Raw genomic sequence first — 19194 nt, 5'->3', positions numbered from 1 at the left:
CGCGGTGAACATTATTCCTTCTCAGTGCTTGCAGTCAGCTCGCCAGCCTTGATGGCGCTCATCAGGCCAAGCAAGGTGCTGAAAGCGTTGTTGTCGCCGCCACCCATTTGGATTTGAGGTACCAGCGGTACCTTGGAAGCTTCAAACGCTTCGGCCAGGCGCAGCATCACCGTCTGCATCAGTTGCTTGTCGGCGCCTTCGCCTTGCATCGCTTCGGACTTGGCTTGTATCGCGGCAGCTTCCGCTTCACCGACCGAGCGGATTGCGGAAGCGCGGCCGGAACCTTCCATCTCTTGCTTGAAGCGCTCTGCCTGCGCCAGTGCTTCGATCTCCTGGCGTCGTTTCTCGGCGGCCTTCACGTTTGCGGCACCCTGGTTCTCCTTGATCGAGATGTCGACCAGGGAGCCAGTCAGCTCTTTCTGCTTGGCGGCGCGCTGTTCGGCTTCATTCAGTTCACGTTCCTTATCGGCGGCGATCTGTTTCTGGGCGAAGGTTTCCACCTGCTCGCGAGCGATCTGGCGGTCGCGAAGCTGGGCCATGATGTTTTCGATCTTGTTGTCGCCTTGTTGTGGCTTAGGTGTGCCGATCAAGACTTCCTGGAACTCCAGCGAGTAAGCCTGGAAGCGCTGCTTCATATCTTCCGACGCGTTGTGCTGCAACTCGCTGCGCGACTGGATCAGTTCAATGAAGGTCTTTGTTTGCGAGACGTTCTTGAAGTACGAGGACACCATCGGGTCCAGCGTCTGTTCCACCAGTTGCGCCACATTGCCGAAACGCTGCACCACCATCGGCGCCTTGCGGTAGTCGATGTGCACCACCACCGACAGCGGAAGCTGCGGCTCGAATGCATCCTTGGTGATCAGCGTGATTTCGCGCAGGTTCTTGTCGAAGTTCGAACCGCTTTCGCCTGACTTCCACATCAGCACAAAGTTCGTCGTCGGCACCAGTTCGATCTTGCCGGCGTAGGTATTGAAGGCATATTTGCCTGGCATGAGCGGATCGCGCCACACACCGCGGCAGCCGCTTTCCACCAGCTCGCCGTGCGAGTATTCGGTACCGGACAAATCGGGACCTTTGCGGCCGGTGTACGACACAACTACGCCGACAAAGCCCACCGGAATCACGGTCTTTTTGATGAACTCCACCGTCGCGAACAGGCGGTTGATGAAGTAGGTGCCTTCCACCAGCACGCGTTCCTGGCGGCCGCGGCGGCCACCGGCAGCGATGAACTTCTCAGGTTCCTGGAAGGCATTGTGGGTGTCGCCGACGTCAGGCGCCAGCAGTTCGTCCTTCAGCAGGCCCGGGCCATCCTGCACCGTCACCACGGCCAGTTGGTCGGAGTCGTGCGAACCGGTGGTCTCCTTGATCACCACAGGCGTGAAGCCGCTGCGCTCATCGAGCAGGCCGCGCATTTGTTCGTAGTAGATCTTTTCCTTGGCGTCGAGCGACATCGAATAGGTCGCTTCGCCGGTCATCACGACAAACAGGGCAGGGTTGATGATGTGCGTACCTTCGCGCAGGATCTTGCGCTGCGGGCCTTTCTGGCCGCCGTTATTCAGGAAGGCGCGCACGTCGCGAAAGTCGTCGATACCCGAGTTGTCGGCCAGGGTCTGGCCGGCAGGCAGGTCGATACCGTCGCGAGCGAAGACGTAGCCGATGGTGCCCTGGGTCACGGACACCATTGGATGAATGTGGACGCGGTACTGAAACGGCGCGAAGAAGTGGAAACCGCCTCGGCGGAGTTCTGGCTGCAGGCCGGCTTCGCCATTCAGCGCGAGCAGGCCGCTTTGTACGGAGCCGGATGGGCTCCAGAGCTTTTCAACGACCCCGATACGGTCGTTCGGGATGTATTTGATGACGCCGGAAACCAACAACAACAGCAATGCAGCAAACAGGATCGCTGCTACTACGATGAGGCCAAACAACTGGCTGGACATACATACCTTTCGGTTGTGGATAAAGCTGGAAATAGATGTGCGTCACGGCGACGCAGGCTGGCGCGCGTGATGTCAGCGACGCGGCGGGGCCGTGACAGGCAAAAGGGCAGGGAGACGGTTGGCATACGCCAGCGGGAGGTACTGCGGTTGCGCGCGGAGCGCTGGTGACACGAAGTCAAACACGATTTTTGTTATTGCTCTTCAGTGAGTGCATGAACTCATTCTGGCAGATATTGATAAAAATTAAAGATGCTGCACTGCGATTAGAGCAACCCCTCTAACCAGTACGTGGAATTACTGACCAGTGAGTCAGAATTCCAAATCATGTTAGAATGATCGTTCATTCTATGTCTTTCGGGAAAAAAGATGAAAAACATGTACAAGAATTTCATGCTGCTGGGTGCCGCTGCTGCGGTCGCTGCAATGGTCGCCGCTTGTGGCGGCAAACAGGCCGGTCCTGCCCAAGGTGGTGGCCAGCAGGCGCCCGAAGTGGCCGTGTTCACCGTGGCGCCGCAAACGCTGGCCATGAGCACCGAACTGCCTGGCCGCACTGCAGCATTCCAGGTCGCCGAAGTGCGCCCGCAGGTTGGCGGCTTGATCCAGAAGCGCCTGTTTACTGAAGGCGGCGACGTCAAAGCCGGCGTGCAGCTTTACCAGATCGATGCCGCGACTTACGAGGCAGCGTTCAATTCCGCCAAGGCCAACCTGGCCAAGGCCAAAGCCAATCTGGCAGCCGCCGCCCCGAAAGTCGCCCGTTATAAAGAGCTGGTGGCAATCGAAGGCGTGAGCCGCCAGGATTACGACGACGCCGTCGCCGCCCACGAGCAGGCCAAGGCCGAAGTGGAAGCCGCGCAAGCCGCGGTCGATTCGGCGCGCATCAATGTCGACTACACCAAGGTGGCGTCGCCGATCTCCGGCCGCATCAGCCGTTCCAATGTGACGCCGGGCGCGCTGGTAACTGCCGGCCAGGCCACCGCGCTGACCACCGTGCAGCAACTCGACCCGATCTATGTCGACGTGACCCAGTCCAGCGAAGAGCTGCTGCGACTGAAGCGCGAAATGGATAACGGCTCGCTGAAGAAGGCCAATGGCCAGGCAGCAGTAACGCTGCTGCTGGCCGATGGCAGCAAGTACGCGCTGCCGGGCAAGCTGCAGTTCTCCGACGTGAGCGTCGATCCGGGCACCGGCAACGTGACGCTGCGTGCGCTGTTCCCAAACCCGAAACATGACCTGCTGCCGGGCATGTTCGTGCGCGCCGTGCTGGAAACCGGCGTCAGCGAGCAAGCCATCGCCGTGCCGCAAATGGGCGTGACCCGCAACCCGAAAGGCGAGGCGACAGCCCTGGTGCTGAATAAGGAAGGCAAGGTCGAACAGCGCGTGCTGCAGACCGGCGGCACCATCGGCGACAAATGGCTGGTGAAATCCGGACTGGTGGCAGGCGACCGCGTCATCGTGGAAGGCCTGCAGAAAGTGAAGCCTGGTGCGCCCGCTGTCGTGGCGAAGAACACCGCCGGCCCGGCCACTACCGCGGCAGCGGACAAGCCAGCTGTCGCTGTGCGCTAAGCGGAGGTTCCAATCATGTCCCGCTTCTTTATCAACCGCCCCATTTTCGCCTGGGTGCTCGCCATCGTTGTGATGCTGGCGGGTGTGATGGCGATCAAGGGGCTGCCAATCTCGCAGTACCCAAGCATTGCGCCGCCATCGATCTCGATCACCGGGTCCTATCCGGGGGCATCGGCCAAGACGGTGGAAGATGCCGTCACCCAAATCATCGAACAGAAGATGAAAGGTATCGACGGCTTGCGCTACATGTCGTCGAACAGCGATTCGACCGGCGGCATCAACATCACGCTGACCTTCAACAGCGGCACCAATCCGGACATCGCACAGGTGCAGGTGCAGAACAAGCTGCAACTGGCTACGCCGCTGCTGCCTAGCGCCGTGACCCAGCAAGGCCTGGTGGTGTCGAAAGCGACCCGCAACTTCCTGATGGTGTTCGGCTTCATCTCCGAAGACGGCAAGATGAAACAGTCCGACCTGGGCGACTATGTGGCCGCCAACGTGATCGACCCGCTGAGCCGCGTGCAAGGCGTGGGCGAAGTCACGTTGTTCGGTTCCCAATACGCGATGCGCATCTGGCTCGACCCGCAAAAGCTGCAAGGCTTCCAGTTGACGCCAGCCGACGTGGCAGCGGCAATCCAGGCGCAGAATGCAGAAGTGTCTGCCGGTGAACTGGGCGGCGCGCCGGCCGTGCCGGAACAGCAGTTGAATGCTACCGTTACCGCACAAAGCCGCCTGCAAACGCCGGACCAATTCGGCGCCATCCTGCTCAAGACCACAGCCAGCGGCGCCACCGTGCACCTGCGCGACGTGGCGCGCATTGAGCTGGGTAACGAAAACTACAACACCGTGGCACGCTACAATGGCGCACCGGCGGTGGGTGTCGCGATCAAACTCGCCACCGGCGCCAATGCGCTGGAAACTGCGGACCTGATCAAGAAAAAGATCGAGGTGATGGGCAAGCAGTTCCCGCAAGGGATGAAGGCCCAGGTGGCATTCGACACCACGCCCTTCGTCAAGCTGTCCATTGAAGAAGTGGTGAAGACCCTGGTGGAAGCGGTGATCCTGGTGTTCATCGTGATGTACGTCTTCCTGCAGAATTTCCGCGCAACCCTGATCCCGACCTTCGCAGTGCCGGTTGTCCTGCTGGGCACTTTCGGTGTGCTGTTCTCGCTCGGCTACTCGATCAACACGCTGACCATGTTCGCCATGGTGCTGGCAATCGGCCTGCTGGTGGACGATGCCATCGTGGTGGTGGAGAACGTTGAGCGCGTGATGACGGAAGAGGGCTTGTCGCCAAAAGAGGCGACCATCAAGTCGATGGGCCAGATTTCCGGTGCGCTGGTGGGTATCGCGCTGGTGCTGTCCGCCGTGTTCGTGCCGATGGCCTTCTTCGGCGGTTCGACCGGCGTGATTTACCGCCAGTTCTCGGTGACCATCGTGTCCGCCATGGTGCTGTCGGTGCTGGTGGCAATGGTGTTCACCCCGGCGCTGTGCGCGACCTTCCTGAAACCGGGCAGCCATGTGTCCGAGAAGGGTTTCTTCGGCTGGTTCAATCGTACCTTTGACCGTAGCAGCACCAAATACCAGGGCCTGGTCGGCAAGATGCTGTCGCGCAGCGGCCGCTCGCTGCTGGTGTACGGCGCGCTGCTGGCCGTGCTGGCGGCGTCCTTCATGCGCCTGCCGACTTCCTTCCTGCCGGATGAAGACCAGGGCATGTTGTTCTCCATGGTGCAGTTGCCGACCGGCGCCACCCAGCAGCGCACGCTGAAAGTGCTGGAAAAGCTCGAGCATCACTTCATGGATGACGAAAAAGCGAACGTCGCCTCCGTGTTCACGGTGGCTGGCTTCAGCTTTGCAGGTAATGGCCAGAACACAGGCCTGGCCTTCGTGCGGCTGAAAGACTGGTCCGAGCGCAAGAACCCGGACCAGAAAGTGAAGGCCGTCGCCGGCCGCGCAATGGGCGCGTTCTCGCAGATCCGCGAAGCGATGGTGTTTGCCTTCGCTCCGCCAGCGGTAATGGAACTGGGTAACGCCAGCGGCTTCGACCTGCAACTGCAGGACCAGGGCGGCGTTGGCCACGATGCGCTGATGGCTGCGCGCAACCAGTTGCTGGGCATGGCCGCCAAGAACCCGCTGCTGATGGCGGTGCGTCCTAACGGCCAGGAAGACACGCCGCAATTCAAGCTCGATATCGACCAGCAGAAAGCCACCGCGCTGGGCCTGACCGTGGCCGACGTGAACCGTGTACTGAGCGTGGGCTGGGGTTCTTCCTACGTGAACGACTTCGTCGATCGTGGCCGCGTCAAGCGGGTCTACCTGCAAGGCACGCCGGAATCGCGAATGGCGCCGGAGGACCTGAACAAGTGGTCCGTGCGTAACGCGCAGGGCGAAATGGTGCCGTTCTCCGCCTTCGCCACCGGCCGCTGGGTGTATGCCTCGCCACGCCTGGAGCGCTATAACGGCATTCCGTCGATGAACGTGCAGGGCATGCCTGCACCCGGTGTGAGCTCCGGCGTGGCCATGGCCGAAATGGAAAAGCTGGTGGCGCAACTGCCGCCGGGTATTGGTTTCGAGTGGACCGGCCTGTCGGTGGAAGAGCGCGACTCCGGCTCGCAGACCACGGTGCTGTACACCATCTCCGTGCTGATCGTATTCCTGTGCCTGGCCGCGCTGTATGAAAGCTGGTCGGTGCCGTTCTCGGTGCTGCTGGTGGTGCCGCTGGGCGTAATCGGCACCGTGCTGGCCACCTGGGGCTTCCACCTGGCGAACGACGTGTACTTCCAGGTTGGCTTGCTGACCGTGGTCGGCCTGTCGGCGAAGAACGCGATCCTGATCGTGGAATTCGCCAAGGAGCTGCAGGAAAAAGGCATCGAACTGCGTGAAGCCACGCTGCAGGCGGTCAAGCTGCGCCTGCGCCCGATCCTGATGACATCCATCGCCTTCGGCCTCGGTGTGCTGCCGCTGGCCTTGGCAAGCGGCGCAGGTTCCGGCAGCCAGAACGCGATCGGCGTCGGGGTGCTGGGCGGCATGTTGACGGCTACATTCCTCGGCATCTTCTTCGTGCCGGTGTTCTTCGTGGTGGTGCGTGCATGGGTGGGCCGCAAGGCTGCCCCGGCTGCATCCACCGCACCGGCCATCGCTTCGGAGGCGAACTGATATGAACAAGACTCTCATTACTCTTGCAGCTGCGGCCTTGCTGGCCGGCTGCAGCCTGGCGCCGACTTACCAGCGCCCCGATTCGCCGGTTGCGGCAGCCTGGCCGCAAGGCGAAGCTTACAAGCCAGCCACAACCGCTGCCGATGCCAAGCCAGCCAGCGAAATCGCCTGGCAAGACTTCATCGGTGACCAGCAACTGCGCGAAGTCGTGGAGATGGCGCTGAAGAACAATCGCGACCTGCGCGTGTCGACGCTGAATATTGAAAAGGCGAGGGCGCAGTACGGCATCGACCGTTCCGCCCAACTGCCCAAGGTGAATGCCCAAGTGGGCCAGAGTGCCTCGCGTGCGCCAGGCGGCGACGTCAACCGCCAGTACACCGGCGGCCTGGCAATTCCAGCCTATGAGCTGGATTTGTTCGGCAAGCTGCGCAACTCGTCGGAAGCTGGCCTGCAGTCCTACCTCGGCACGCAGGAAGCACAGCGCGCCCAGCGCCTTAGCCTGGTGGCCGAAGTGGCCACCACCTGGCTTGGCCTGGCTGCCGACAAGGAGCGCCTGTTGCTGGCGCAGGATACGCTGAAAAGCCAGCAGATCACCTATGAGCTGAGCAAGCGCCGCTTCGAATCCGGCGCCACCTCGGGGCTCGATATGTACGAAGCACAAACCAGTGTCGAAGCCGCGCGCAACGACATGGCCCTGTATACCGCCCAGGTAGCGGCCGGCGAAAACGCGCTGGCCCTGCTGGTCGGTACCCAAGTGCCGGCGAGCCTGCTGCCGCAAGCCTTGCCGACCGCGGTGACCACCCTGGCCGACCTGCCGGAAGGCGTGCCGTCTTCCGTGCTGCTGCAACGCCCGGACGTACTGGAAGCCGAGCACTCGCTGCGGGCCGCCAACGCCAATATCGGCGTGGCGCGCGCCGCCTTCTTCCCGAGCATTACCCTGACCGGGACGGCTGGCAGTGCCAGCAGCAGCCTGGGGAACCTGTTCAAGGCCGGTACCGGCGCATGGACCTTCCTGCCGCAACTGGCGCTGCCGCTGTTCGACGGCGGCGCCAACAAGGCCCGGCTGGATATCGCCAAGGCGGACAACGGCATTGCCGTGGCGCGCTACGAAAAGGCGATCCAGTCGGCCTTCCGCGAAGTGGCCGACGCGCTGGCGCAGCGCGGCACGCTGGACGAACGGGTGGAATCGCAGGCGGCGCTGACCGAAGCGGCAAGCCGCAGCTACCGCATCCACGAGGCGCGTTACCAGAAAGGGGCGGAGTCTTACCTGAATGCCCTGGTTTCGCAGCGTGCCCTGTACTCGGCGCAGCAAAGCCTGATCAGCGTGCGGCTCGCCAAGGCCACCAACCAGGTCACCCTGTACAAGGTGCTGGGAGGCTGGGCCTAATCGATGCCGGCAGGSGGCATCCACTCCATGATGTTGTAGATGCCGTCCGCCGCCAGGATGTCGAACCCGCAGCGCAGCAGCAGGCGCTGCGCGGGACTACCCAGCGGAAGGTTGATCCGCACCGGCAAGCGCAGGCGTTCGCCCTGGGCCTGCAGGCTGCGCAGCAAGCCAAGCCCGATGCCGCGGTTGCGGTACTCGGGCAGCAGGCAGATATCGAGGATGCGCAATTCGTCCGGGCCGTAATCGACGTACAGGCGCCCGACGGAGCGTTCGCGGTCCATGATCACGGCCAGGTCGGCATTGGGGTATTCGGTTTCGTACCAGGTTTGCTGGGCCTTGAACTGCAAGCCTTGCAGCAGGGTTTCGGTGGCGAGGTCACAGCCCCCCATCCGAACTTCGGCGCTGCGCGTGCTGGAATAAAGCTGCTGCATGAACGCGAGGTCGCCCGCTTCGGCGGGCCGCATCTCAATCGAGCGAGAGGTACGGGAGGGCATATCACTCTTTCCTGTAAGAATGAAGTAACTGCCTGTCCATCATAGCACGTTGTAATTTGACAAAGCTCATTACCTTGGCCAGAGTAACGCCTTATGACTGAAAAACGCCACATTGACCCAGAGCGTGCCGCCAACCGCCGCCGCCAGGTATTGGATGCCGCCGCCACCTGTTTCCGCCGCAGCGGATTCCACGGCGCCAGCATGTCCGAGATTTCCAAAGCGGCCGGCATGAGCGCCGGCCATATCTACAACTACTTCGCCAGCAAAGATGCGATCATCGCCGCCTTCGTGGAGGAAAACGAAACGCGGGTGCACGAGATCATCAGCAATATTGGCAGCCAGCCCGACCCGCTGCAGGCGATCATCGACGACGTCGAGCAGAGCGTCCACAATAACCTCGACCCGGATCACTGGGCGCTGCCGCTGGAAATTGCCGCAGAAAGCGCGCGCAACCCCGCTATCGCTGCCTTGAGCCAGGATGCCGACCGCCGCATGTGCGCAAGCCTGCTGGCGCTGCTGAAGGCCGGCCGCGAAAAGCATGGCCTGCCTGCCGACGACAGCACCGTCGAAGGCCGCATGCAGGCCGTGATTTGCCTGCACCAGGGGCTACAATTGCGGGTGCTGAATTATCCCGATTTGCCGCTTCCGGAGCTGATTTCATCCTTCCGCATCGCCATGCGGGCGCTTCTGTTCACCTGAGGATATTGAGAATGGTTGATTACGTATTCCCGCCGCATGCTGTCGCTGCACTGCAAATTAACGGCACCGACCAACGCTTCCCGGTACGCCGCGTGTACTGCGTGGGCCGCAACTACGCCGGCCACGCGCGCGAGATGGGCTCAGATCCAGACCGCGAACCGCCATTCTTCTTCTGCAAACCGGGCGATGCAGCGGCCGTGGTACCGGTGGCGCCAGGCACGGTGGCCGAGCTGCCATACCCTCCGCAAACCAGCAATTACCACTACGAGTGCGAACTGGTGGTAGCGATCGGCGCCGGTGGCAGCAATATTTCCGTGGACGACGCGCCAAAGCACATCTTCGGCTACGCAGTGGGCCTGGACATGACGCGCCGCGACCTGCAAGGCAAGATGAAGGATGCCGGCCGCCCGTGGGAAATCGGCAAGGCCTTCGACTATTCCGCGCCGGTAGGGGCGTTGCGCCGCGCAGCCGAAGCGCCCGGCGTCGAAAGCGCCGCCATCGCCTTGGCGCTGGACGGGGCCGTGCGCCAGTCAAGCAGCACCGACCACATGATCTGGTCGGTCGCCGAGACCATCGCCAACCTCTCCACGCTGTTCCGCCTCGAACCCGGCGACCTGATTTTCACCGGCACTCCTGAAGGCGTCGGCGCAGTCACGCGCGGCCAATCGCTAACAGGCAGCATCGAAGGCCTCTCCAGCATCTCCGTAAAATTCATCTAATCGTCTTTGGGTCAGACCCTTGGGTCTGACCCAGGTCTACCGGGTTTAACTTAAAGCCTCGGCAATGGCGTTCAACCCCTCCAACGCCCCAGCCGCAATCCCCACATCCGCCGCGCTGCCGACAGCAAATTCGCGCGGATTAACGCGGACCATCCGCCCACCTCGCTGCACTACACCGTGCCCGAAATGCCGCACTGAAGGAATCGCCGTCCCCGCCCCCAATTCAATCACCAGCGGCCGACGCACCTTCTCCAGCCAAACCCCCAACCGCGCCGCCTGCATTTCACTACGGCGCTCAATCCACCCCCAATCGCCAAACATCAGGATATTTGGCCGCGCCAACCCACCGCAATCAGGGCAACGCGGCGGCTCATTGAGCAGGCGGCAGGCGTCCGCATCCACAACCGGCACAAAATCATCTGCCGCCCAGATCTTGTTCCCGCACGGTTCCAGGCACTGCATGTGGTGAATCGACCCGTGACACTCATAAATGGCATGCGGATCGAAGCCCGTTTTCTGGAACTGGCCATCCACATTACTGGTAAAGATAAAACTGCCATGATCCATCGCCTCGCCCCAAGCCTTCAGAAGCGAGAACCCCTCGTGCGGCACAGTCTCGCGATACAGGTTCAGCCGATGCCCGTAAAAGCCCCACGCCAACGCCGGATCGTCATGAAAAGTGCGCGGCGAAGCGACGCTGGTGAATTCCATGCGCGCCCGGCCGAGGGCAGGGTAGGCCTTCCAGAATCCCTCATTACCGCGAAAATCCGGCAAGCCCGAATCCACGCCAATGCCGGCACCGGCAGCAATGACCAGCCCATCGGATTGCGCAATGAGTTCGGCCGCACGTGCGGCGAGTCGTGGTTCGATCGTCATTCGTATAGTTTGAGCTAACTTTGACAAATCTACAAATTGCTCTGATATAATCCAAAACTCGAGTCGGGGCGTAGCGCAGCCTGGTAGCGTACTTGCATGGGGTGCAAGGGGTCGGAAGTTCGAATCTTCTCGCCCCGACCAAAAGTATTAATGAAAAAGGCCAATCTTAGGATTGGCCTTTTTCATTGCTGGAGCAATTCCGTGGGCGGTAATCAGCGGCCCGGAGTGTTGATGGTGCCCTGGTTCTGTACCTGGCGTTCCCACTCGGTTTTATCGATGCTTTTCGCGTTGGAGTAGTTGCCATTGCTGGCCTTGCGCGGGATGTGCGAGCCGGTCATCACAACCGCTTCTTCCTTGGCGCCCCCATCGTCCTGTTTCGGCATATCAGCGCAACCAGCCATGAGTACTGCGGACGCCGCAGCAAAGATCATTTTCTTCATACTTATTTCCTGTCTCTTGTGGATTTGGATAACCCGGAGCGCTCGCGCTCAAGGTGCACCCGCAAATCTAGCATGCCATTTGTCACATATTTGTATTTTTTAATAATATTTGTGTTTGTGACAATCTGCGAATTTCTTCTTAGGAACGGAATGCTATATTCGCAGCGAAACTTTTTTCCTTTGATGTCGATTTGAGGAAAGCTGGCGCGTCGTAGGAATACAAACCACCCTGTTAATTCCTTTTGAGAGGCCAATATGAACAAGCAAATCTTCGTCAACCTGCCCGTCAAGAATCTGGAAAAGTCGAAGGCCTTCTTCGCCGCCTTGGGTTACACCTTCAACCCCCAGTTCACCGATGAAAACGCGGCAAGCATGGTGATCCATGACGGCAGTATCTACGCGATGCTGCTGGTGGAAGACTTCTTCCGCACCTTCACTTCGAAGCCGATCGCCAATGCCAGGGAAGCGACCGAAGTGCTGGTATGCCTGTCCTGCGAGAGCCGGGAAGAGGTCGATGAACTGGTGCGCAAGGCCGTTGCGGCGGGCGGCAAGACGCCGCGCGAACCGAAAGACTACGGCTTCATGTACGCACACGGTTTCGAAGACCTGGACGGCCATATCTGGGAACTGGTCTACATGGCCCAGCAACCTCAGCAATAAAATCTTCAGGCCTTGTGACAATAGAATAGAATCCCGGCAAATTTCGGCACTAAACTCATTAGTAGAAAAGTTTGCCGGAGGTTATCGTGTTGTCCTCGTGGGTACGCTGGTTATTGATCGGAACTGTGGGACTTGGGGTGTCCATGTATGCCATGGATACGGTCCGCGTAGCCTCAACGTTGCCGGTGCCGCCGCCGGCACAGGCCAGGGAAGCGCCGAAGGATCAGAAGCAGCCTGCCAATGCCATCGCCAAGGCGTCCCAAATGGACAAGGTGGCCGATGCGCTGGCCGGCAACTGATTCCCAAAATGCGCGCCGCGCCTCATTTGGCGCGAAAAATTTCATCATGTGCTTATAGAAATGTTGCTATAGGGTAAGTTACTATCGAGCCCGCGCGGCGTCCTGCCCGCGCGTCGTTCGAAAGGTAACCATGTCCAAGCAAGACCAAGCTATTTCTCTTCCACGCAGGACTTTTTGCGCTGGCTCGTTCAGCCTTGTGGCAATCGGCACCCTCCAGCTCAGCGCCTGCGGTGGCGGTGGCAGCCAGGCGCAATCGATGCCCGATTCTGCAGCAGCCCCCGCCTCGCCAACTGCGCAACCGACACAGCCTGGGCAGTCGACGCCACCTTCGCAACCGACGCAAACCGTACCGGGCCGCACCTTCGTGCACCCCGGCCTGCTGCATACCGAAGAGGACTTTGCCCGCATGCGCGCCAAGGTGGCCGCCAGCGCGCAGCCTTGGCTGGACGGCTGGAACACCCTGCTGCGCACCGGCCGCTCGACCCTGACTGTCAGCCCGCGCCCCCTGCAGACTGTGATCCGTGGCGGCGACGGCAGCAATTTCGGCCAATTCTTTATCGACGTCGCCCGCAGCTACCAACTGGCCTTGCGCTGGAAGCTGACCGGCGACACTGCTTATGCCGACAAGGCAGTGGAATTCCTGAATGCATGGTCGTCCACGCTGACATCGGTCACCGGCAATTCCGACCGCTTCCTGGCGGCCGGCATTTACGGCTACCAGTTCGCCAATGCCGCGGAAATCATGCGGACATATTCCGGCTGGGCCGCCGCGGACTTTGCGCGTTTCCAGAACATGATGCTGACCTTGTTCTATCCCCTGAACCATCAGTTCCTGACAACGCATAACGGCTCCGAGATCACCAATTTCTGGGCCAACTGGGACCTGTGCAACATGGCCTGTATGCTGGCCATCGGCGTGCTATGTGACCGTGCAGACGTGTATGACGAGGCAGCGTCCTATTTCCTGACTGGCCGCGGCAACGGTGCATCGAGCCAGTCTGTACCCTTTATCCATCCGGGCTATCTGGGCCAATGGCAGGAGAGCTCGCGCGACCAGGGGCACTCCACGCTCGGCATCGGCCTGGCCGGCGCGTTCTGCGAAATGGCCTGGAACCAGGGCGACGATTTCTACGGGTACGACAACAACCGCTTCCTGGCGGGTGCGGAATACGTGGCCAAGTCCAACCTGTCGGATGCCAGTGGCAATCCTTACTACTTGTCGATGCCATTCGATACGCTCGTCAACAGGCAGGGTACGGGCACTGCCATCTCGCCAGGCGCCTTGCCGCATTACCGCCCGGTGTGGGAAATGGTCTATAACCACTACGTTAACCGGCTCGGGCTGGCAGCGCCGTTCTGCGCGCAGATGGCAACCAGAATGCGTCCGGAAGGCGATGCTGGCGGCGGCGACCAGCTTGGCTTGGGAACGCTGACCTTCAGCCGTGACCCGCTCGCAGCGAGCGTGGCGCCGAGCGGCCTGACGGCGCGCCTGGTGGGCGGCAAGGTCGAGCTGTCGTGGTGGGGCACCGCAAAGGCCAGCAGCTACACGGTCTTGCGCTCGACGGTCGCGGGCGGCCCATACACCACCGTTGCCAGCGGCATCAGCGGCCTGCTGACCTACACCGACAGTGGCCTCGCGCCCAACACGTATTACTACGCGATCACTGCGCAAACGCCGACCGGCAATAGTGCGGCTTCCAACGAAGCGCGCGTTGTCACGGCGGTGGTGCCGCACACCCTGCTCCAGTTTAGCGAATCCGAGGGCACAACGGCTGCGGATACCAGCGGCAATGGCCACCACGGCAGCCTGATGAATGGCGCCCAGTGGACGGCAGGAAAGCTGGGCAACGCCGTCCTGCTCGATGGCGTGGACGACCATGTGGCGCTGCCGCCGAAACTGATGGATGGACTGGCCGACTTCAGCATCGCCGCCTGGGTGTTCTGGGATGGTGGCCGCGACTGGGCGCGCATTTTCGACTTCGGTTCGGGCACCACCCATTACATGTACCTGACGCCGCAAGCGGCGGGAGCCGGCCTGCGCTTCGCCATCAACCTTACCAACGGCTGGGGCGACCAGGCTCTGACGTCGGCGCCGCTGCCAACGGGCCAGTGGGTGCACGTGGCGGTGACTTTGTCGGGCAGCACAGGCACCCTGTACGTGAATGGCAGCGCGGTCGCCACAAACACCGAGATGACCCATGCTCCGTTCCGCATGCGCAGCACGACGCAGAACTGGCTTGGCCGTTCGCAGTTTCCCCGCGATCGCTACTTCAACGGAAAAATCGACGATTTCCGCATCTATAATGGTGCCCTCAGCGCAGCGCAAGTCGCCGCCCTGGCCACCTAGGAGATTGAACGATGCGCATTGCAGTGATGTCGGATATCCACGGAAACTTGTGGGCTTTGGATGCGGTACTGGCCGACATCACGCGGCGCAATGTGGATGTAACGGTGAACCTGGGCGATATCCTGTCGGGCCCATTGCTGCCGGCCGAAACCGCCGAACGCCTGATGGCGTTGGGCTTGCCGACGATTCGCGGCAACCACGAGCGCCAAGTGCTGGAGCACGACCCGGCGCGCATGGGAGCTTCCGACCTGTGGGCGCACCAGCACATCGCGCCGGCCCAGCGCGGGTGGATCGCATCGCTGCCCGCGTCCATGCGCTTGCAGGACGATGTGCTGATGGTGCACGGTACGCCAGGATCGGACCTGGTGTACTGGATGGAGACTGTCGATCCGGCAGGGCAGCGCGCCGCAAGCTACGCGGAAGTGCTGGAGCGGGCGGGCGATGCGCAAGCGTCCCTGATCCTGTGCGGCCATACCCATGTGCCGCGCTCAGTGCTGCTGGACGATGGCCGGCTGGTCGTGAATCCGGGCAGTGTCGGCTTGCAGGCTTATGACGACGTTTTGCCTTATCCGCACAAGGCGGAAAACGGCACGCCGCATGCGCGCTATGCAGTTGTCGAACGCACTGCCGGCGGCTGGACTGTCGAACAATATGCGGTCGCCTATGACTGGAACGCCGCTGCGGAAGTGGCACAGCGCCACGGCCGTCCCGATTGGGCGTTTGCGCTGCTCACCGGGCGAATGAGCTAGCCGCCCCGGTGGCTGACCTCGATGAGGATGCCGCCGGGAGCCTGGCACCAGAAAGCCAGGCAGCCGTAACTTGTCGCTGGGGCGGGAGGCAGGGGAAGGCCGGCGGCGGATAGCCGCTGGTAGGCAGCGTGCACGGCTTCATCGGAAGGCTGGCAGAAGCCGATGTGGAAGCCGGGTGGGTAATCGACATGTTTTGCTTGCTGCAGGATCAGGGCAAAGCCGTCTTCGCCGCGCAAAATGGCCATGCCTTCGGCGGGCGCAGGTACCCGTTCAAAGCCAAAACCACGTTCGAAATAGGCGGCTACCGCTTCCAGTTCTGTGACAGGCAAATCAATATGGTTAAGCTTCATTGTTGATCTCCGGTATTAATGGCATATTTCTATCCTAAGCCGGAAATGCCCTGGAGAGCGAAATGCCGAAACGTGTACTGTGTGTGCTTGCCTTGCCTTTATGCGGTGCGGCGGCGGAACCCGATAGCTGGATCACGACCGACCGTCCGGATTTCGTGGATGCGCCGGAGGTGGTTGGCCAGGGGCGCATTCAGCTGGAAACCGGGGCCCTGCAATCGAAGGAGGCGCGCAGCACGCCCTTGCTGCTGCGCGTCGGTGTGGCGGACGACCTGGAGCTGCGCCTCGAAACCGATGGCCGCCTGACCGATCGCAGCGACCCTGCGCGCGCGCGCGGCTGGGGCGATACCGCCGTCAGCTTCAAATGGCAGATGCGTGAAGGCGAGGGTGGCACTCCTTCGGTCGGCCTGATCATGCAGGCAGACTTCGCGACTGGCTCGCGCGAGTTCAAGGGCAATGGCACGCGGCCTTCGTTCCGCATACCGATCGAATGGGAGCTGCCGCACGACCTGGAACTGGGCGTCATGCCCGGCTATTACATGGACCGCGATGAGTTCGGACGGCATGTCTCCACCGGCCAGTTCGGCGTCACGCTGGCGAAGAACCTGGGCGAACGCGCATATACCTTCGTCGAAGTAGCCACGCCGCGCATCGCCCGCGCGCGCGACGGCGGCACCACAGCCAGCTTCGACTTCGGCGGCGGCTATTCGTTCACGCGCGACCTGCACGTCGATGCCGGCGTCATGCTCGGCCTGAATCGCCGCACGCCGGACCTGGCGTTCACCGTTGGCCTGTCGGTGCGCCTGTGAAGAAGGGCATGCCGGGGCAGGTAGTGCTGGTACTGCAGGGCGGCGGCGCGCTGGGCGCCTACCAGCTCGGCGTCTACCAGGCCATGCATGAAGCGGGTGTCGAGCCGGACTGGGTGATCGGGACGTCGATCGGCGCGCTGAATGGCGCGATCATCGCCGGCAATCCTCCCGAGCAGCGCTTGCCGCGCCTGCGTGCGTTCTGGGAAGCGATGGAGCGCCACGATATCTTCGGCAGCTTGCCGCCCGCCTTCGCGAACGCGCTTACCCTGGCGCAGGGGATTCCCGCTTTCTTCGATCCCAATCCGCTCGCCTGGTGGAACCCGGCTGCGCCGCTGGGCGTGGAGAACGCTTCGTTCTACCGTACCAATGCGCTGCGCACTACCCTCGAAGGGTTGGTGGACATGGCATACCTGAACGAACGCCACACGCGCCTGACCGTGGGCGCGGTGAACGCCCGCAATGGCGTGATGCGCTATTTCGATTCGCGCAAGGAAGCGCTGGAGCTGTCGCATGTGATCGCATCCGGCGCCATTCCGCCTGCCTTTCCGGCGGTGCGCATTGGCAGCGAGCCGTATTGGGATGGCGGCATTTATTCCAACACGCCGATCGAGGCGGTGCTGGATGACGAGCCGCGCCGCGACTCGGTGATTTTCTCGGTCCAGGTATGGAATCCGGACGGCAGCGAGCCGCAAAGCGTGCTGGATGTGCTGGAGAAGCACAAGGAAATCCAGTATGCCAGCCGCGCTAGCCACATCGAGCAGCAGCGCAAGCTGCATCGGCTGCGGCGCGTGATCCGCGAGCTGGCGATGAAGCTTCCCGAGGACATGCGCGCCGCGCCGGAGGTGCGCGAGCTGGCGCTGTGGGGCTGCGGCACGTCGATGCATGTGGTGCTGCTGAAGGCGCCGCACCTGAGCTGCGAAGACCATACCAAGGACATCGACTTCTCGAGCGCTGGCATCAACCAGCGCTGGCAGGCCGGCTACGCAGATGCGCAGCGGGCTTTCAAGGCAAGGCCATGGGCTGCGGGGGCGGATACTTTCGAGGGGATTGCCATCCACGAACAATTTTAACTATCGAATTCATAGAATTAATCAAATTTATTAATTGCTCGTGTCTCTTTAGAATGATTTCACCGATCACATGAAGGAGCCAGTAAATGAGCCAGACCCCTATCACCACCGCATCCGGCATTCCAGTCGTCGATAACCAGAACTCCCTGACTGCCGGCCCGCGTGGCCCCGTCCTGCTACAGGACTTCCACCTGATTGAAAAGCTTCAGCATTTCAACCGCGAGCGCATCCCTGAGCGCGTCGTGCATGCCAAAGGCTCCGGCGCTTACGGCACCTTCACCGTCACCCACGACATCAGCAAGTTCACCAAGGCCAAGCTGTTCTCGGCCATCGGCAAGCAGACCGAGACTTTTGTCCGTTTCTCCACCGTTGGCGGCGAGCGTGGCAGCGCCGATACCGAGCGCGATCCGCGCGGTTTCGCGCTGCGTTTCTACACCGAGGAGGGCAACTGGGACCTGGTGGGCAATAACACCCCGATGTTCTTCATCAAGGACGGCATCAAGTTCCCCGACTTCATCCACACCCAGAAGCGCGACCCGCAGACCAACCTGAAATCGCCGACCATGATGTTCGATTTCTGGAGCAAGACGCCGGAATCGCTGCACCAGGTCACCATGTTGTTCAGCGACCGCGGCACGCCGGACGGCTACCGCCATATGGACGGTTTCGGCAGCCATACCTTCAGCCTGATTAACGCCGCCGGCGAGCGCGTTTATGTGAAGTGGCACCTCAAGACCAAACAAGGCATCAAGAACCTGAGCGCGGCCGAGGCGACGCGCCTGGCTGGCGCCGATCCGGACCATGCACAGCGCGACCTGTTCAACGCCATCGCTTCCGGCGATTTCCCGCAGTGGGAAGTGAAGCTGCAGGTGGCGACCGACCAGCAACTGGCAGCTTGGGAGCAGCGCACCGGCTGGAATCCCTTCGACCTGACCAAGGTGTGGCCGCATGCGGACTTCCCGCTGATTCCTGTCGGGGTGCTGGAGCTGAACCGCAACCCGGTCAACTACCACGCCGAAGTGGAGCAGGCGGCGCTGTCGCCGGCCAATGTGGTGCCGGGCATGGGTTACTCGCCGGACAAGATGCTGCAGGCGCGCCTGTTCGCTTACCACGACGCGCAGTTATACCGCGTGGGGACCAATCACCAGCACCTGCCGGTGAATGCGCCGCGTTGCCCATTCCATCACCAGCAGCGCGATGGCGCCATGGCAGCTGGCTTTGGTGGCGCCGAGCAGAATTATGCGCCGACCGAGGCGGCGGGTTCCAACCCGCAGGGCATGGGCCATGGCGAGCCGGAACTGGCGCTGAATGGCGGGGCAGGGCGCTATGATGGGCGGGGCAAGGAAGATGATTACACCCAGGCGGGCAATCTGTTCCGCTTGCTGCCGGAACAGGAGAAACTGAACCTGTTTGACAATATTGCCGGGCCGCTGAGCCAGGTCAGTGACGAGATTATCCAGCGCCAGCTGGGGCACTTTGATAAGGCGGATGCGGCGTATGGCGCTGGTGTGCGGACGGCGTTGAAAGCGCGAGGCCGTAACGTCGACTGAAAACCAGCCAGCGGCCGCCGCGTATCAGGTGTCAGACCCAATGGGTCTGACACCGGGTTACCGGTTTGGGTGTGTACAATAGCGTTTCCGAT

Annotated in this window: 17 protein-coding genes and 1 tRNA gene; 13 read left to right on the top strand and 5 right to left on the bottom strand. The window is 61.6% G+C overall.

The features are described from left to right. Positions 1–11 precede the first annotated feature (11 nt). A complete protein-coding gene (locus tag ASD58_RS03015) occupies positions 12–1937 on the bottom strand; it encodes an SPFH domain-containing protein (RefSeq protein WP_082565176.1) in 1926 nt (641 codons plus the stop codon). Between the two features lie 366 nt (positions 1938–2303). On the opposite strand from ASD58_RS03015, the gene ASD58_RS03010 reads away from it, so the two are divergent. The 3 genes from ASD58_RS03010 to ASD58_RS03000 are packed head-to-tail and all read left to right on the top strand — an operon-like array spanning position 2304 to position 8043. Further along, a complete protein-coding gene (locus tag ASD58_RS03010; protein WP_057259595.1) occupies positions 2304–3500 on the top strand; it encodes an efflux RND transporter periplasmic adaptor subunit in 1197 nt (398 codons plus the stop codon). A 15-nt stretch (positions 3501–3515) separates the two neighbouring features. After that, the gene (locus ASD58_RS03005; protein ID WP_057259594.1) at positions 3516–6656 is read left to right on the top strand and encodes an efflux RND transporter permease subunit; all 3141 of its coding nucleotides are present in this window, start codon (positions 3516–3518) and stop codon (positions 6654–6656) included. A 1-nt stretch (position 6657) separates the two neighbouring features. Further along, the gene (locus ASD58_RS03000) at positions 6658–8043 is read left to right on the top strand and encodes an efflux transporter outer membrane subunit (protein WP_057259593.1); all 1386 of its coding nucleotides are present in this window, start codon (positions 6658–6660) and stop codon (positions 8041–8043) included. On the opposite strand, the gene ASD58_RS02995 is transcribed toward ASD58_RS03000, so the two are convergent. Next, positions 8040–8537: a GNAT family N-acetyltransferase gene (locus ASD58_RS02995; RefSeq protein WP_156401125.1), complete on the bottom strand. Its 498-nt coding sequence runs from the start codon at positions 8535–8537 to the stop codon at positions 8040–8042. The two genes, ASD58_RS03000 and ASD58_RS02995, sit on opposite strands and share 4 nt — an antisense overlap. Before the next feature lie 93 nt (positions 8538–8630). On the opposite strand from ASD58_RS02995, the gene ASD58_RS02990 reads away from it, so the two are divergent. Then, positions 8631–9236 (top strand): TetR/AcrR family transcriptional regulator, encoded by a 606-nt coding sequence (locus ASD58_RS02990; protein ID WP_057259591.1) that lies wholly within the window; start codon positions 8631–8633, stop codon positions 9234–9236. An 11-nt stretch (positions 9237–9247) separates the two neighbouring features. Next, complete coding sequence (locus ASD58_RS02985) at positions 9248–9955, top strand: fumarylacetoacetate hydrolase family protein (RefSeq protein ID WP_057259590.1); 708 nt, start codon at positions 9248–9250, stop codon at positions 9953–9955. Positions 9956–10000: 45 nt separating this feature from the next. On the opposite strand, the gene ASD58_RS02980 is transcribed toward ASD58_RS02985, so the two are convergent. Beyond that, a complete protein-coding gene (locus ASD58_RS02980) occupies positions 10001–10831 on the bottom strand; it encodes a Sir2 family NAD-dependent protein deacetylase (protein WP_057259589.1) in 831 nt (276 codons plus the stop codon). Positions 10832–10895: 64 nt separating this feature from the next. Here ASD58_RS02980 and ASD58_RS02975 point away from each other — a divergent pair. Beyond that, positions 10896–10972: transfer RNA gene (locus ASD58_RS02975), tRNA-Pro, on the top strand. A 71-nt stretch (positions 10973–11043) separates the two neighbouring features. Here ASD58_RS02975 and ASD58_RS02970 read toward each other — a convergent pair. Next, complete coding sequence (locus ASD58_RS02970) at positions 11044–11271, bottom strand: hypothetical protein (protein WP_057259588.1); 228 nt, start codon at positions 11269–11271, stop codon at positions 11044–11046. Between the two features lie 255 nt (positions 11272–11526). Here ASD58_RS02970 and ASD58_RS02965 point away from each other — a divergent pair, with 255 nt between their 5' ends. The 4 genes from ASD58_RS02965 (at position 11527) to ASD58_RS02955 (ending at position 15326) form a co-directional block, all read left to right on the top strand. Then, entirely contained in the window at positions 11527–11931 is a 405-nt protein-coding gene (locus ASD58_RS02965; protein WP_057259587.1) for a VOC family protein, read from the top strand. 143 nt (positions 11932–12074) lie between these two features. Beyond that, entirely contained in the window at positions 12075–12230 is a 156-nt protein-coding gene (locus tag ASD58_RS31005) for a hypothetical protein (protein WP_162252977.1), read from the top strand. Positions 12231–12486: 256 nt separating this feature from the next. After that, positions 12487–14577 carry a LamG-like jellyroll fold domain-containing protein gene (locus ASD58_RS02960; RefSeq protein ID WP_229209872.1) on the top strand — a complete coding sequence of 697 codons (2091 nt, stop codon included), beginning with the start codon at positions 12487–12489 and terminating at the stop codon, positions 14575–14577. Positions 14578–14588: 11 nt separating this feature from the next. Beyond that, positions 14589–15326: a metallophosphoesterase gene (locus ASD58_RS02955; protein ID WP_057259585.1), complete on the top strand. Its 738-nt coding sequence runs from the start codon at positions 14589–14591 to the stop codon at positions 15324–15326. On the opposite strand, the gene ASD58_RS02950 is transcribed toward ASD58_RS02955, so the two are convergent. Beyond that, on the bottom strand, positions 15323–15676 hold the full coding sequence (locus ASD58_RS02950; RefSeq protein ID WP_057259584.1) for a VOC family protein: 354 nt from the start codon (positions 15674–15676) through the stop codon (positions 15323–15325). The two genes, ASD58_RS02955 and ASD58_RS02950, sit on opposite strands and share 4 nt — an antisense overlap. 62 nt (positions 15677–15738) lie before the next feature. Between ASD58_RS02950 and ASD58_RS02945 the strand changes: the two genes are divergently transcribed. From ASD58_RS02945 to ASD58_RS02935, 3 genes are all read left to right on the top strand, one after another. Then, positions 15739–16482 (top strand): transporter, encoded by a 744-nt coding sequence (locus tag ASD58_RS02945; RefSeq protein WP_057259583.1) that lies wholly within the window; start codon positions 15739–15741, stop codon positions 16480–16482. Positions 16483–16490: 8 nt separating this feature from the next. After that, a complete protein-coding gene (locus ASD58_RS02940) occupies positions 16491–17552 on the top strand; it encodes a patatin-like phospholipase family protein (RefSeq protein WP_057259712.1) in 1062 nt (353 codons plus the stop codon). 86 nt (positions 17553–17638) lie between these two features. Further along, positions 17639–19102, top strand: coding sequence for a catalase (locus ASD58_RS02935; protein ID WP_057259582.1), 1464 nt, complete (start codon positions 17639–17641; stop codon positions 19100–19102). The last annotated feature ends 92 nt before the right edge of the window (positions 19103–19194 follow it).

It is taken from the genome of Duganella sp. Root1480D1 (assembly GCF_001427305.1).
GTDB lineage: Bacteria > Pseudomonadota > Gammaproteobacteria > Burkholderiales > Burkholderiaceae_D > Rugamonas.
The sequence above is the reverse complement of the archived record's forward strand: the minus strand, read 5'-3'. Positions and strand labels throughout refer to the sequence as shown.